This window comes from Halomonas shengliensis, from assembly GCF_900104135.1.
Taxonomy (GTDB): domain Bacteria; phylum Pseudomonadota; class Gammaproteobacteria; order Pseudomonadales; family Halomonadaceae; genus Halomonas; species Halomonas shengliensis.
In genome coordinates this window covers 149,532-162,308 of the sequence record NZ_FNIV01000006.1, presented here as the reverse complement: position 1 = coordinate 162,308, position 12,777 = coordinate 149,532, and the positions used below count along the sequence as shown (strand labels likewise).

13 protein-coding genes and 1 other RNA gene are annotated in these 12,777 nt (G+C 67.1%); 5 read left to right on the top strand and 9 right to left on the bottom strand.

The genetic code is table 11. The features are described from left to right. Positions 1-98: 98 nt before the first annotated feature. Positions 99-725, bottom strand: a complete 627-nt coding sequence (grpE, locus tag BLP95_RS10885) for a nucleotide exchange factor GrpE (RefSeq protein ID WP_089679203.1) — start codon at positions 723-725, stop codon at positions 99-101. 225 nt (positions 726-950) lie between these two features. Between grpE and recN the strand changes: the two genes are divergently transcribed. Continuing rightward, entirely contained in the window at positions 951-2,624 is a 1,674-nt protein-coding gene (gene recN, locus BLP95_RS10880; protein WP_089679200.1) for a DNA repair protein RecN, read from the top strand. A 98-nt stretch (positions 2,625-2,722) separates the two neighbouring features. On the opposite strand, the gene fur is transcribed toward recN, so the two are convergent. Further along, on the bottom strand, positions 2,723-3,169 hold the full coding sequence (gene fur, locus BLP95_RS10875) for a ferric iron uptake transcriptional regulator (RefSeq protein ID WP_023005325.1): 447 nt from the start codon (positions 3,167-3,169) through the stop codon (positions 2,723-2,725). Between the two features lie 72 nt (positions 3,170-3,241). Here fur and BLP95_RS10870 point away from each other — a divergent pair, with 72 nt between their 5' ends. Then, positions 3,242-3,667 carry an outer membrane protein assembly factor BamE gene (locus BLP95_RS10870; protein ID WP_176760273.1) on the top strand — a complete coding sequence of 142 codons (426 nt, stop codon included), beginning with the start codon at positions 3,242-3,244 and terminating at the stop codon, positions 3,665-3,667. 61 nt (positions 3,668-3,728) lie between these two features. Here BLP95_RS10870 and BLP95_RS10865 read toward each other — a convergent pair whose 3' ends face one another. Together BLP95_RS10865 and BLP95_RS10860 are read right to left on the bottom strand one after the other, a co-directional pair. Next, positions 3,729-4,025 (bottom strand): RnfH family protein, encoded by a 297-nt coding sequence (locus tag BLP95_RS10865; RefSeq protein ID WP_089679194.1) that lies wholly within the window; start codon positions 4,023-4,025, stop codon positions 3,729-3,731. Positions 4,026-4,028: 3 nt separating this feature from the next. Further along, positions 4,029-4,463, bottom strand: coding sequence for a type II toxin-antitoxin system RatA family toxin (locus BLP95_RS10860; protein ID WP_089679191.1), 435 nt, complete (start codon positions 4,461-4,463; stop codon positions 4,029-4,031). 128 nt (positions 4,464-4,591) lie between these two features. Here BLP95_RS10860 and smpB point away from each other — a divergent pair, with 128 nt between their 5' ends. Then, entirely contained in the window at positions 4,592-5,083 is a 492-nt protein-coding gene (gene smpB, locus BLP95_RS10855; protein WP_089679188.1) for an SsrA-binding protein SmpB, read from the top strand. A 40-nt stretch (positions 5,084-5,123) separates the two neighbouring features. After that, positions 5,124-5,504, top strand: a transfer-messenger RNA (tmRNA) gene (gene ssrA, locus BLP95_RS10850). Positions 5,505-5,698: 194 nt separating this feature from the next. On the opposite strand, the gene torD is transcribed toward ssrA, so the two are convergent. From torD to BLP95_RS10825, 5 genes are all read right to left on the bottom strand, one after another. Further along, the gene (gene torD, locus BLP95_RS10845; RefSeq protein WP_089679185.1) at positions 5,699-6,391 is read right to left on the bottom strand and encodes a molecular chaperone TorD; all 693 of its coding nucleotides are present in this window, start codon (positions 6,389-6,391) and stop codon (positions 5,699-5,701) included. Continuing rightward, positions 6,388-8,883: a trimethylamine-N-oxide reductase TorA gene (gene torA, locus BLP95_RS10840; protein WP_089679182.1), complete on the bottom strand. Its 2,496-nt coding sequence runs from the start codon at positions 8,881-8,883 to the stop codon at positions 6,388-6,390. The genes torD and torA overlap by 4 nt, the downstream gene beginning before the upstream one ends. An 18-nt stretch (positions 8,884-8,901) precedes the next feature. Continuing rightward, on the bottom strand, positions 8,902-10,086 hold the full coding sequence (gene torC, locus BLP95_RS10835; protein ID WP_089679179.1) for a pentaheme c-type cytochrome TorC: 1,185 nt from the start codon (positions 10,084-10,086) through the stop codon (positions 8,902-8,904). Positions 10,087-10,113: 27 nt separating this feature from the next. Next, on the bottom strand, positions 10,114-10,290 hold the full coding sequence (locus BLP95_RS10830; protein WP_089679176.1) for a periplasmic nitrate reductase, NapE protein: 177 nt from the start codon (positions 10,288-10,290) through the stop codon (positions 10,114-10,116). A 209-nt stretch (positions 10,291-10,499) separates the two neighbouring features. Beyond that, positions 10,500-10,991 (bottom strand): MarR family winged helix-turn-helix transcriptional regulator, encoded by a 492-nt coding sequence (locus BLP95_RS10825; RefSeq protein WP_089679173.1) that lies wholly within the window; start codon positions 10,989-10,991, stop codon positions 10,500-10,502. 274 nt (positions 10,992-11,265) lie between these two features. Here BLP95_RS10825 and BLP95_RS10820 point away from each other — a divergent pair, with 274 nt between their 5' ends. After that, on the top strand, positions 11,266-12,726 hold the full coding sequence (locus BLP95_RS10820) for an MFS transporter (RefSeq protein WP_089679170.1): 1,461 nt from the start codon (positions 11,266-11,268) through the stop codon (positions 12,724-12,726). The last annotated feature ends 51 nt before the right edge of the window (positions 12,727-12,777 follow it).

Here is a 12,777-nt window from a genome sequence, read left to right as displayed (position 1 = left end):
GGTGTATTCGGAGTCGTTGCGGCCTGCGCCGCGGGGTTGCCGTCTATCTGGGGGCCGCGTCGCGCATTTCAAGCCCCGCGGCCGGGATTTGTTGCTGCTCAGCCGGCGGCCTGGCTGACCACCACCATGGCCGGGCGCACCAGGCGGCCGTTGAGCAGGTAGCCCTTCTGGACCACCTCCATCACGCTGTTGGGCTCGAGATCCGGGTTGGGCACCATGGCCATGGCCTCGTGGTACTGCGGGTCGAAGGGCTCGCCGGCGGGCTCCACCACCTCGACGCCGAACTTGCCGAGCACGTCGAGCTGCATCTTCAGCGTCATGGAGACGCCCTCGCGGTGAGCCTCGCTGGCCTCCTCACCCATGGCCTCCAGCGCCTTCTCCAGGCTGTCGACCACCGGCAGCAACTCCTTGACGAACTTCTCCAGGGCGAACTTGCGCGCCTTCTCCGCCTCCTGCTCGGCGCGGCGGCGCACGTTCTGGGCCTCGGCGGCGGTGCGCAGGGCCTGGTCCTTGGCCTCGGCGAGGCTCTGCTCGAGCTCCTCGACCTTGGCCGCCAGTACCTCAGCCTCGGGGTTGTCGCCGCCCTCGACGGCGGCCGCTTCCGCCTGGTCGGCCGCCTCGGCGGCGTCCGCAAGCTCGCCCTCCACGGGCTCGACCTGGGGCTCCGCCTCTTCCTCCTGGCGCTTGAGCTCGTCGTCCAGCGGGGTCTGCGGATCTTTGGCCATGGGTCTCTCCTGCAAGGGATGCGGCGGCCCCTGGCCGCCGGTGCAACGTGAATGGGGGTCGAAAGACAGTTCTGCCCGCTATATGGGGACGCCGCCGCGGAACTCAAGGCGTGACGATTGGTGACCCGTCGTTCGTGCATTGTGAGGGGGCATCGACTACTGTATAAACACACACATCATGTATGAATGACCAGGTATCCCAGGCGGCCGAACCGGGGAGGCAGCATGCTGACGGAACTTGCCATACGCGACTTCGCCATCGTCGATCACCTCGAGCTGGAGCTTGCCGGCGGCATGACCGCCATCACCGGCGAGACCGGTGCCGGCAAGTCGATCCTGCTCGGCGCCCTGGGCCTGTGCCTGGGCGAACGCGCCGATGCCGCCAGCGTGCGCCACGGGTGCGAGCGCGCCGACCTCACCGCACGCTTCGACATCGCCGCCCTGCCCCGGGCCCGCGAGTGGCTGGCCGAGCGCGAGCTGCCCGATGACGACTGCCTGCTGCGCCGGGTGGTGGGCGCCAACGGCCGTTCCAAGGCGTGGATCAACGGCCAGCCCGCCACCGTCGCCGACCTCAAGGCACTGGGCGAGCACCTGATCGAGGTGCACGGCCAACACGCCCACCAGCAGCTGCTGCGCGAGGAGACCCACCTGCGCCTGCTCGACGACTTCGCCGGCCAGCGCGAGGCGGTGGCCGAGATGGCCGAGACCTTCCGCGCCTGGCAGGCCACCCGCCGCCGGCTCAAGCGCCTGGCGGAGGATGGCGACGAGCAGGCCGCCCGCCGCCAGCTGGTGCGCTACCAGGTCGAGGAACTCGACCAGCTGGCGCTGGCCGAGGGCGAGCTCAAGGCGCTGGAGGAGGAGCAGGAGGAGCTGGCCCACGCCGAGGAGCGCCTGCGCGAGACCCAGGCCGCCGCCGAGTGCTGCGACCACGACGAGGGCGGCGCGGTCAGCCTGCTCACCCGGGCGATCGGCCGGCTCGAGGCGCTGCCAGGCTGCGAGCGCGGGCGCCTGGGCGAGGCACTGGCCATGCTGGGCGAGGCGCGCATCCAGGTCGAGGAGGCGGCCCGGGAACTCACCCACCTGGCCGCCGACACCGAGCTCGACCCCGAGCGCCTGGCCTGGGTGGAGGCGCGCCTGGGCGAGGTGCATCGCCTGGCGCGCAAGCACCACGTGATGCCCGAGGAGCTCACCGCGCGCCACCAGGCGCTGCATGCCGAGCTGGAACAGCTGGACGAGGGCGACCAGGACCTCGACGCCCTCTCCGCCGAGGTGGAGGCGCTGCGCGAGCGCTGGAAGCGCCTGGCCCGTGAGGTAAGCGAGGCGCGTCGCCGGGCCGCCGGGCGCTTCGGCGAGGCGGTGCAGGAGCAGCTCGCCTTCCTGGCCATGGGCAAGGCGCGCTTCGAGGTCGCGGTGAGCGAACGCGAGGCGCCCGCCGCCGAGGGGCTCGACGCCGTGCGCTTCCTGATCAGCGCCAACCCGGGGCAGCCGGCGCGCCCCTTGGCGCGGGTCGCCTCCGGCGGCGAGCTGTCGCGGATCAGCCTGGCGATCCAGGTGGTGGCGGCACGCCACTCCACCATCCCCAGCCTGGTGTTCGACGAGGTCGACGTGGGGGTCTCCGGCGCCACCGCCGAGATCGTCGGCCAGCTGCTGCGCCGCCTGGGCGAGACGGGCCAGGTGATGACCGTGACCCACCTGCCCCAGGTGGCCGCCCAGGCCCACCGCCACCTGCATATCGAGAAGCAGGCCGAGGGCGATACCACCCTGACCCGCATGGCGCTGCTCGACGAGGCCGGCCGGGTCGGCGAGCTGGCGCGGATGCTCGGTGGGGTCAACCTCTCCGACCGCACCCTGGCCCACGCGCGGGAGATGCTCGACGCCAGCCAGCGCCCCCACCACTAGGCACCAGGCCCCCCTCCCCCTCCTGGCGATGCCCCCAGACGACGACGGCCCCGATCGATGATCGGGGCCGTCGTGCAGGCCAGTCAGGGCGGTGACCGCTACTTGCGGGGCGGGCCGTCCTGGCGGGTGACGCTGGAGCCGCGCGGGCGCACATAGAGCACCAGGGCGTGGTCGACGAGCTCGTAGCCGTGCTCCTCGGCGATCTCCTGCTGGCGGCGCTCGATCAGCTCGTCGAAGAACTCGACGATCTCGCCGCTCTCCAGGCACACCATATGGTCATGGTGCTCCTCTTGGGAGATTTCGAACACGGCATGGCCGCCGTCGAAATTGTGACGCACCACCAGGCCCGCGGTCTCGAACTGGGTCAGGACCCGGTAGACGGTGGCCAGGCCCACATCCTCGCCGGCATCGAGGAGCGTCTTGTAGACGTCCTCAGCGCTCATGTGATGCTCGCCCTGTGCGTTCTCCAGGATCTGCAGGATCTTCACGCGGGGCAGGGTCACCTTCAGACCGGCCTTGCGTAATTCATGGTTCTGGTCGGCCATGGTCGCTCTTCGCAGTATCGGGTAGGGTCGGGTATGATCGACCGAAACCACGATAGTGAAGAACAGGCGCAAATGCAAAAGTTGACCAGAATCGTCACCCTTACCGCCGCCCTGGTGCTGGCCAGCGGCTGCAGCTACTTCGGCGTCTACAAGCGCGACATTCCCCAGGGCAACCTGGTGACCGCCGAAATGGTCGAGCAGCTGCGCCCGGGCATGACCCGCGACGACGTCATCTACGTGATGGGTCGCCCGCTGCTGGAGGCCCCCTTCGACGCCGACCAGTGGGACTACCTCTTCTATCTGGACAAGGCCTACGCGGGCGTCGAGCGGCGCCGGGTCACGCTGACCTTCGACGGCAATCGCCTGGTCAACATCCAGCGCGAGGGGGAGCTCGAGGGCGAGATCGAGATGACGCCGAGCGAGGGCGCCCCGCTGCCCGACGGGGCCACCACCACCCCGCTGGTCACCCCCAATGCGGCCCCCGCCGACCAGCGCTGAGCCTCGACGCACCAGCCTGAATCCACCCTGACGCCCCGCCGCGGCCACGCCCGGCGGGGCGTCAGCGTCTGGCGGCAGCGCGCGCCTGGCGGGCGGCCTTGGGATCGATGATCAACGGCCGGTAGACCTCGACCCGGTCTCCCGCGCGCAGCCGATGGGTGTCGGGCTCCCGCAGCCGCCGGCCGAAGAGACCCAGGTCGGCCTCGGCGAAGGTCGCCGGGTCCACCTCGGGGAAGAGCCCCGGCAGGTCGGCCTGCGCCACGGCCTGGCGGGCGGAGGTGCCCAGCGGTACCCGCAGGGGTATGATCCGCTGGCGCCCGGGCAGGGCGAAGGCCACCTCGATATCGATCTCGGCCATGGCTCAGCGTCCGTAGAGCTCGTCGGCGCGGCGGGTGAAGGCGTCCACCAGCTGGCCGGCGACCTGCTGGAAGAGCTTGCCGAAGGCCATGCCGATCAGGCGGTTGGCGAACTCGAACTCCATCTCCAGGCTCACCTTGCAGGCGCTCTCGCCCATGGGCGTGAACAGCCAGCGGCCACGCAGGCGCTTGAAGGGGCCGCTGACCAGCGACATCTCGATACGCTCCGGCTCGATCAGGTCGTTGCGGGTCATGATGCTCTGCTCGATGCCGGCGCGGCCCAGGGTCATCTCCCCCACCAGGTGCGCTTCGTCGCGCTCCACCAGCCGCGCACGGCGACAGCCTGGCAGGAACTCCGGATAGCGTTCGAAGTCGTTGACCAGGTCGAACATGTCCTGGGGGGTGTGCCGCACCATGGCGGTTCGGTTGACCGTTGGCATTGCGCTCCTCGCTGACTTCACGGTGCCCAGGGCGTATCATGAGCCGTCATCTTCAGGCCTTGAATGGTACCACGCTTCCCCCCATGTGGAGGGGAGCCGCCACGGGCAAGGACACGATACGAGGTTTCATGGCCAACAAGAAAGGCAAGGGCAAGGGGCCCGGCAGCAACGTCATCGCCTTGAACAAGAAGGCGCGCTTCGAGTACCACATCGACGAGACCTTCGAGGCGGGCCTGGTGCTGGCCGGCTGGGAGGTCAAGAGCCTGCGCGCCGGCAAGGCCCAGCTCACCGACACCTATATCCTGGTCAAGAACGGCGAGGCGTGGCTGCTGGGCAGCCATATCATGCCGCTCAACACCGCCAGCACCCATGAGGTCGCCGACCCGACGCGGACCCGCAAGCTGCTGCTGCACCGCAAGGAGATCGCCAGGATCTTCTCGCGCACCCAGGACAAGGGGCACACCTGCGTGCCACTCAAGCTCTACTGGAAGGGCAACCGGGTGAAGTGCGAGCTGGCGCTGGTGACCGGCAAGAAGCTGCACGACAAGCGCGCCACCGAGAAGGACCGCGACTGGCAGCGTCAGAAGGGCCGCATCATGCGGGAACAAAACCGCGGCTGATCTGTCATAAGTTCCGACATCCTGTTAGGATGCCGATTGAGGGGGCGACATGGTTTCGACGCCGGTGACAACCCCTGCGGTGCATGCCGAGAGCGTGATGTATCTCGTAAATCCAACATCACGACTAAATAGTCGCAAACGACGACAACTACGCTCAGGGCGCGCTGGCAGCGTAAAAACTGCTAGCTTCTAGCCCGGCCCCGAAGTGATGTGCCCATTCATCACGGAGGGGATACGAGCCAAGACTGATGGGATCGCGATCGGTAGCGTCCTCATGCCGGTCGTTAAACTTAAGAGGAATCGCGTCGCTGGATCCTGACCGTCGGAGCCAGAGGCGTTAAAGCAAAAGACGGAATCTAAGCATGTAGAGCCAATGGGCGCGTGCTGGCGGACGCGGGTTCAATTCCCGCCGCCTCCACCACCTACAGGTTTCAGGAGTTTTCAGGAACGCCAGAAACCGCATGAACAGGGGCCTTAGGGCCCCTTTCTTGTGTCTGGAGCCAGCGTCTCATCCTTCGCTTTCCCCGCGTGAATGGGGGTACATCCGGGGGCACATCGATGACACCACCTCCCGGTACCCCCAAGGCCCCGCCCCCGAGACGCCAGCACCTATCCTCACGCGAGCCTTAGGCGCTCGGCCAGGCGCCGACAGTAGGCCTCGGTCAGCGCCAGCAGCGCCGGGTAGAGGTCGCTGGCGGTCCTCACCTCGGCGCTCCTGGCCACCAGCCTGGGCAACCAGCTGCAGAGCTCGTGTTCCAGGAAGGTGGCGAGCTCCCGACGCAGCGCCAGAGCCTCGGCGCCCTCGGTCTCGGCGAGGCGCTCCAGGCGATGGCCCAGGTAGTCGAGCATCACCGCCAGGTGGTCGGCGGGCTCGCCCACCTCACGCTTGACCGCAAAACCCGCCTCGGCCAGTCGCGCCTCCATGCGCTCCGCCGGGGCACCGAGGAAGCCCTGGCGCTCGTCGAGATACAGGGAAGCGTAGGGCGGCGCCCCGCTGCGAGCATCGGCCAGGAACAGCTCGGCGAAGTCGGCCGCCAGCTCCAGCCGGGGCGTGGTGAACATCACCAGCCGGGACAGCGCCGCCTCGATGCGACCCGCCTGTTCATCCAGCCCGTGGGCCTCACACAGGTAGCCCAGCAGGGGCGCGGCCTCGCCCTGGCGGTAGCGCGCCAGGGTCGGCTCATCCAGCTCGGCACCCAGCAGGGTCGAAAGCCAGCGGCACAGCAGGCCCTCCGATGCCCCGTCGAGCGGGGCGCCGCCCCCCGTCTGCGAATCGGCGGCGGCGGACGATGCCAGTGACTCCCTCATATCTCCACCAGGGTCGGGCCACCGAAGGCGGTGACGGCGGGCGCCTCGCCCTCGAAGCGCTCGATCTCCACCACGCAGGTGTTGGCGCTCGGTGCCTGGGCCAGCTTGGAGGTACCGAGGTCGAGGGTCAGGGTGTTGGGGTCACCATAGGTGTCCAGCGCCCCGATCTCCGGCCCTACCGGGCCGTACCAGGCGCCCTCCTGGAGGCGCACCACCCCCGGGGGGAAGTCGTCGGAGACCACCGCCCCGGCCAGCAGCTGGCCGCGGTCGTTGTAGACCCGCACCAGGTCGCCGTCCTGGATGCCACGCTGCTCAGCATCCTGAGGGCTCAGGTAGATCGGCTCACGCCCCTGCACCGCGTAGGTGGCGCGCAGCTCCTCGGACTCGCACATCTGGGAGTGCAGCCGCTTGTCGGGGTGCACCGACTGCAACCACAACGGGTAGCGGTCGGAGTTGGGCCCCCCATGGGAGCGCTCCGCCTTCTCCATCCAGGTCGGGTAGCCGCGGCAATCATCGTAGCCATAGCGGTCGATCTTGCGGCTGGAGACCTCGATGAAGCCGGAGGGGGTCCCCAGGGCGTTGACTTCGGGGGCCTGGCGGAAGTCGGCATGGCGCACCCAGTTCTCGCCGGGGCCGAAGTCGACATAGCCTTCCTTCCAGAACTGGGTGAACTCGGGCATGGAGAAGGTCGACTGGTCGCCGGTGGGAGCGGGAACGAACGACTTGTTCGCCTCGCGGCACTCGTCGTAGAGCTTCTTGACCCAGCCCATCTCGTCCAGGCCCTGGCGATACTCCTCGTCACGCCCGAAGCGCCGGCAGAGGTCGGTGAAGATGTCGAAGTCGCTGCGCGAGTGGAACAGCGGGTCCACCAGCTTGTGCATGGCCAGCACGCCACGGTTGGAGTAGGAGCCGTAGATGTCGATATCGTTGCGCTCGAACTGGGTGCAGGCCGGTAGCACCAGGTCGGAGAAGCGGCAGGTGGCATTCCAGGCGTAGTCGATGGTGACCACCGTCTCCAGCTTGTGGAACGCCTTCTTCATGCGGTTATGGTCCTGGTGATGGTGCCAGGGGTTACAGCCGCTGAAGACGCACATGCGGATATCGGGGAAGGTGACCTCGGCGCCGTTGTACTGGATCGTCTGGCCGGGGTTGAGCAGGCAGTCGATCCAGCGCGCCACCGGGATGGTGGAGGTGGCGCCCTGGAAGTCGGTGTTGTCATGCTCCGGGGTCTTGCCGGCATCCACGTTGCGCGGGAAGGCACCCGGGGCGCTCGCCCCGGAGGAGGGCACACCGATGGAGCTGTAATGGTGACCGTAGCTGATGCCGCCACCGGGCAGGCCGATCTGCCCCAGCATGGTGGCCAGCACGGCCCCCATCCAGTAGGGCTGCTCGCCGTGCTGCTGGCGCTGGATCGCCCAGCCGAACAGCAGCTGGGTGCGGTCGGCGGCCAGCAGGCGCGCGAACTCGCGGATCCGCTCGGCGGGCACGCCGCAGATCGCCTCGGCCCACTCTGGCGTCTTGACCTCGCCATCCTCGGCCTCGCCCTGGACATAGGCGATGAAGTCGTCGAAGCCCAGCGCATAGGCATCGATGAACTCCTGATCGTAGAGCCCCTCGTTGTAGAGGGTATGCGCCATGCCCAGCATGAAGGCCACGTCGGTCATCGGGTTGATGTAGAGCTGCTCGCAGCCAAGGTACTTCTGGGTCTTGGTGCGCACCGGATCCACGCTGATCACCCGGATGCTGCCCTCCGCCACCTTGGCCTTGAGCTGCTCCAGGTAGGCATAGGATTCGTGGGTCTCGCAGTTCCACCCCACCTGCAGGTTCTTGTAGGGGTCGTTGCCCCACAGCACCACCGTCTTGCTGTTCTCGAGTATCAGCGGCCAGGAGGTGCCCTGGCTGTAGACCTCGGTGGAGCCGAGCACATAGGGCAGGATCACCTGCCCGGCCCCGGTGGAGTAGTCGCCCACCTTCTTGACGAAGTGGCCATGCATGGCCACCGCACGCTGCATATGGTTGCCGCAGCTGTGCACCTGGCCCGTCTGGCGCCAGCCGGTGGCCCCCGCGTAGAGCGCCCAGGGACCGTAGTCGGTCTGGATACGCTCGAGCTCCTCATGGAAGAGGTCCAGGGCCGCGTCCCAGGTGAGGCGCACGAAGCGGTTGTCGCCCCGGGTGGTGCGGTCGCCGTTGTGGCGGTTCTTGAGCCACTCCAGGCGCACCATCGGGTAACGGACACGCGACGGGTTGTAGATCAGCCCCTTGATGCCATTGAGCATCTCGGTGGGGTACTGGTCGGCGCCGAACGGTTTCACCTCGGCGACCTTGCCCCCCTTCACCAGGGCATTCATGGCCCCCCAGTGGGAGCCGGCCGTCTTCCAGACGCCCTGCTCGGTCACCCCCGCCGCGGCGGTGGTGAGCAGCCCGGGGCCGATCAGCGAGGCGGCGGAGCCGGCCATGGCCCCCTTGAGGAAACTTCTACGGCTGATAGTCATGGGAGCTCCTTGGGCCTATCAGTGGGCGCCTTCGGCATAGTCGGAGGAGTGCATCTGCAGGTACTTGAGCACCAGCTCCTGAGTGCCTGCACTCATGTTGGTGAAGCCCACCATGCCGGAGAACATCGCCGGCCAGGTGTTGGCATCGAAGTGCTCGGGGGCCGGCTCGGTGTGGCAGACACTGCAGGCATCACGGTAGGTCTGCCCGGCGGTCTCCCAGAGCGCCTCACGGTTCTCGAGATAGACCCCCTTCTCGGCCCACAGCGCCACGTTCACCCTGCCCCAGGGCAGGCCGGTCATCTCGTCGACCACATCGGTCTCCTGGACCTCGATCAGGGCGTCATCCTGGGCGATGTCCTTGTTGAGCACGGCGCTGCCGATGTTCTGCCCGAAGTCCTCGTAGAGCACCCGGCCGAAGCCCTTCTCCTTGCGCCAGGCGGGGATCTCCAGCTTCACGCTGTCGCCCTGGGTGTCGACGATGTTGACCCCGGTGGCCACCTGCAGCACGCCGGCACGCTGGGTGAGCTCCGGGTCGGTGAAGAGATCCACGGACTTGGCGCTGTAGTACCGCTGCCCTTCGTCCAGGCTGACCGAGGTGGCCTCCCGCACCAGGCGAGCCAGCATCGGGTCCTCGCTGCCCATCTGCTCGGGCAGCTTGTGGGCGATCCCCTTGTGGCAGTCGATGCAGCTCTGGTCGCGCTCCGCGGCGGGCTCCATGAAGCGCCGCGCCTCGTCGGACATCTTGTCCCAGTCCATGCTGTTGTAGTCGTGGCAGCTGCGGCACTCCAGGGAGCCGTTGGCCTTGAAGCGCGCCCACTCGTGCTGGGCCAGCTCCAGGCGCTTCGCCTCGAACTTCTCGGGGGTATCGATGGTGCCGAAGATGGCGCCCCAGACCTCCTTGCTCGCCTGCATCTTGCGGGCGATCTTGGAGGTCCAGTTATGGGGCACATGGCAGTCGGAGCAGATGGCCCGCACCCCGGTGCGGTTCGACCAGTGCACGGTGGTCTGCAACTCCTGGTAGACGTTGTCCTCCATCTCGTGGCAGCTGACGCAGAACTCCTCGGTGTTGGTGTACTCCATGGCGGTATTGAAGCCGCCCCAGAACACGATGCCGGCGACGAAGCTGACGATGATGATGACTCCCAGGCTGATATGCACCGGGGGCTTCTTCAGGGTATTCCACAGGGTCGCGATGATCTTCATGTCTCGTCTCTCTCAGTCAGCAGGGGCTCAACCGCCGTGTCCGGGTGGGCCCAGCACGAAGACCTGCAGCATCCACACCACGAAGCCGTAGCCGCCCACGACCGCGATGGTGAGAAGCGGCACCACCACCGCCGTGACAAACAGGAAGGCAAGCCACTCCCGCCGCTTGCCCCCGGCCCTTGATTCGTTCTTGACCTCTGCCATATCGCCCCCTCATCGGTCACACGGCTCGGAATCGGCGTGCGTCAGCGCCCACGCCTTAATGCACCGTTAATAAATTAGTTTGCTAAGCGTAACCGAAGCGGCGGAGAGCGGCCATGACACTGATCAAGGTTGCCGCCTTTCCTTATGATATTTGGCGATGACGTCACCGCTTTTTTCCTCTAGTGGCCCCATGCCTTGCCACCCGCGGGCTACTCCTGCGCCGAGCCACTGTCGCTCTCGAAGCCCGACAGCTTGCGTTCGTACTCCTCCGAGCGGATCCACTCCGCCAGGCGCGCCAGCAGGGCATCCAGCTGATGCGCCTCGGCCTCTTCCAGAGGCGCCAGCAGCACCTGCTCGAGGTCGTCCGAGAGCCGCCTGGCCACCTCCCGCCTGTCGTCTCCCTCTGCCGTGGTGAACAGCCGGAAGCGGCGCGCATCCGACGGGTCGTTCTCCCGCCTCACCAGCTCCTGCTTGATGAGCCGCTGGATGATGCGGGAGGTCAGGCTGCGCTCCATGCGGGCCTGCCAGGAGAGCTCCACGAAGGTGATGCCCGGGTTCTGGCCGATGATCCGCAGCACCCGCACCTCATGTACCTTGAGTCCCACCCTCTCCTGGAAGATATGGTCGTTGGCGCGGATCGCCTCCTGCGCCAGGATGTCGAGGCGAAAGGTCAACCTCTCGCCACTGAACGGTTTTGCCATCACCCCCTCCTCCTCATGACTATGCTGATGTTGGCAGCACCCAGTCCGCCGTCGGCCGGCGACACCGCGTCCTCAGCAGGGCATGCCCCGATGATAGTCAAACCAGAAAACCAACTATTGACCCTGGTCAATGTTCTCAAAATGCAACTATCTTAGCCTGATCGCAAGAGCAGCCCGGTTCGAGCCGAAGCATCCGACTCGCTCCCTTCACTGCTCCTTCGCGGCCGTTCCGCCACCGGTGCGGCCTTGAGCGAGCCAAACGAGGATCGTCGTCATGACCCAACCCGCTACCACCTACCAGGGTACCGACAGACTGCTGTACGGCATCATCCTGGGCGTCCTGGCCTTCTGGCTGTTCGCCCAGACCACTCTCAACATCGCCCCCACCATGGCCGCCGACCTGGGGGTCGACCAGACGCTGATGAACATCGCGGTGTCCATCACGGCCCTCTTCTCGGGTATCTTCATCGTCGTGGTCGGCGGCCTCGCCGACCGCATCGGCCGCGTCAAGACGGTGATGTGGGGCTTCATCTTCTCCATCGTCGGCTCGCTGCTGATCGGCCTCGCCCCGACGGGCTCGCTGGGCAGCAGCTTCCTGATGGTGGGACGCATCTGCCAGGGCCTCTCGGGCGCCTTCATCATGCCGGCGTCCCTGGCGCTGGTGAAGGAGTACTGGGAAGGCGCCGGCCGCCAGCGCGCCATCTCCCTGTGGTCCATGGGCTCCTGGGGCGGCTCCGGCTTCGCCGCGCTGTTCGGTGGCCTGATGGCCCAGAATGTCGGCTGGCGCTGGATCTTCATCATCGCCGCCGGCCTCTCCGTGGTGGGCATGCTGATGGTGCGTGGCACTCCTGAGTCCAAGGCCGAGAACAAGGGCGCCTACAAGTTCGACCTGGTGGGTGTCATCACCTTCATGGTGACCATGGTGGCCCTTCAGGTGCTCGCCACCCAGGGCAGCAAGTTCGGCTGGACCAGCATGGCCTCGCTGGGCCTGATGGCCATCGCCCTGGTATTCGGCGCCCTCTTCTTCAAGGTCGAATCCGGCAACCCCAACGCCTTCGTGCAGTTCCGCCTGTTCCGCAACAGCACCTACACCGGCGCCACCATCTCCAACATGCTGCTCAACGCCACCGCCGGCATCATCATCGTCGCCATGCTGGTGCTGCAGCAGGGGGGCGGGATCTCGGCCCAGGAGGCTGGCCTGCTGACGCTCGGCTACGCGATCTCCATCCTCGCCTTCATCCGCGTCGGTGAGAAGCTGCTGCAGCGCTTCGGCCCGCGCAAGCCGATGCTGTGGGGCTGCTACATCGTCGGCATGGCCATCATGCTGCTGATGCCCACCAACCTGATGCTGGGCAGCTACAAGATCCTCGCCGTCATCTCCTTCACCCTGTTCGGCGTCGGCCTGGCCTTCTACGCCACTCCCTCCACCGATGCGGCGCTCTCCAACCTGCCCGCCGACCAGTCCGGCGCCGGCGCCGGCATCTACAAGATGGCCTCCTCCATGGGCGCCTCCTTCGGCGTGGCGATCTCCTCGGCGATCTACACCGCCATCGCCGGTAACAACGCCGGCGTGCGCTGGATCGAAGGGGTGATCAGCTTCGTCGGCAACCAGACCAACCTGGCCTCTCGGGAAGGCGCCTTCTTCGCCCTGCTGTTCATGCTGATCATGCTGCTGGTCGCCATCGCCTCGATCGTGCTGACGATCCCCAAGGGCCGCCCGGCAGACAACGCCTGATGCCACACCGGTTCGCCGGATGACCGGCGAACCGCCAACCGACTCGTGAGT

Bases quoted from the DNA above. Each gene is read 5' to 3' on its own strand.
- BLP95_RS10830 (WP_089679176.1), bottom strand. From the start codon at position 10,290: ATGGCAGAGGTCAAGAACGAATCAAGGGCCGGGGGCAAGCGGCGGGAG.
- smpB (WP_089679188.1), top strand. From the start codon at position 4,592: ATGGCCAACAAGAAAGGCAAGGGCAAGGGGCCCGGCAGCAACGTCATC.
- grpE (WP_089679203.1), bottom strand. From the start codon at position 725: ATGGCCAAAGATCCGCAGACCCCGCTGGACGACGAGCTCAAGCGCCAG.
- BLP95_RS10870 (WP_176760273.1), top strand. From the start codon at position 3,242: ATGCAAAAGTTGACCAGAATCGTCACCCTTACCGCCGCCCTGGTGCTG.
- torC (WP_089679179.1), bottom strand. From the start codon at position 10,086: ATGAAGATCATCGCGACCCTGTGGAATACCCTGAAGAAGCCCCCGGTG.
- torA (WP_089679182.1), bottom strand. From the start codon at position 8,883: ATGACTATCAGCCGTAGAAGTTTCCTCAAGGGGGCCATGGCCGGCTCC.
- recN (WP_089679200.1), top strand. From the start codon at position 951: ATGCTGACGGAACTTGCCATACGCGACTTCGCCATCGTCGATCACCTC.
- fur (WP_023005325.1), bottom strand. From the start codon at position 3,169: ATGGCCGACCAGAACCATGAATTACGCAAGGCCGGTCTGAAGGTGACC.
- BLP95_RS10820 (WP_089679170.1), top strand. From the start codon at position 11,266: ATGACCCAACCCGCTACCACCTACCAGGGTACCGACAGACTGCTGTAC.
- BLP95_RS10825 (WP_089679173.1), bottom strand. From the start codon at position 10,991: ATGGCAAAACCGTTCAGTGGCGAGAGGTTGACCTTTCGCCTCGACATC.
- torD (WP_089679185.1), bottom strand. From the start codon at position 6,391: ATGAGGGAGTCACTGGCATCGTCCGCCGCCGCCGATTCGCAGACGGGG.
- BLP95_RS10865 (WP_089679194.1), bottom strand. From the start codon at position 4,025: ATGGCCGAGATCGATATCGAGGTGGCCTTCGCCCTGCCCGGGCGCCAG.
- BLP95_RS10860 (WP_089679191.1), bottom strand. From the start codon at position 4,463: ATGCCAACGGTCAACCGAACCGCCATGGTGCGGCACACCCCCCAGGAC.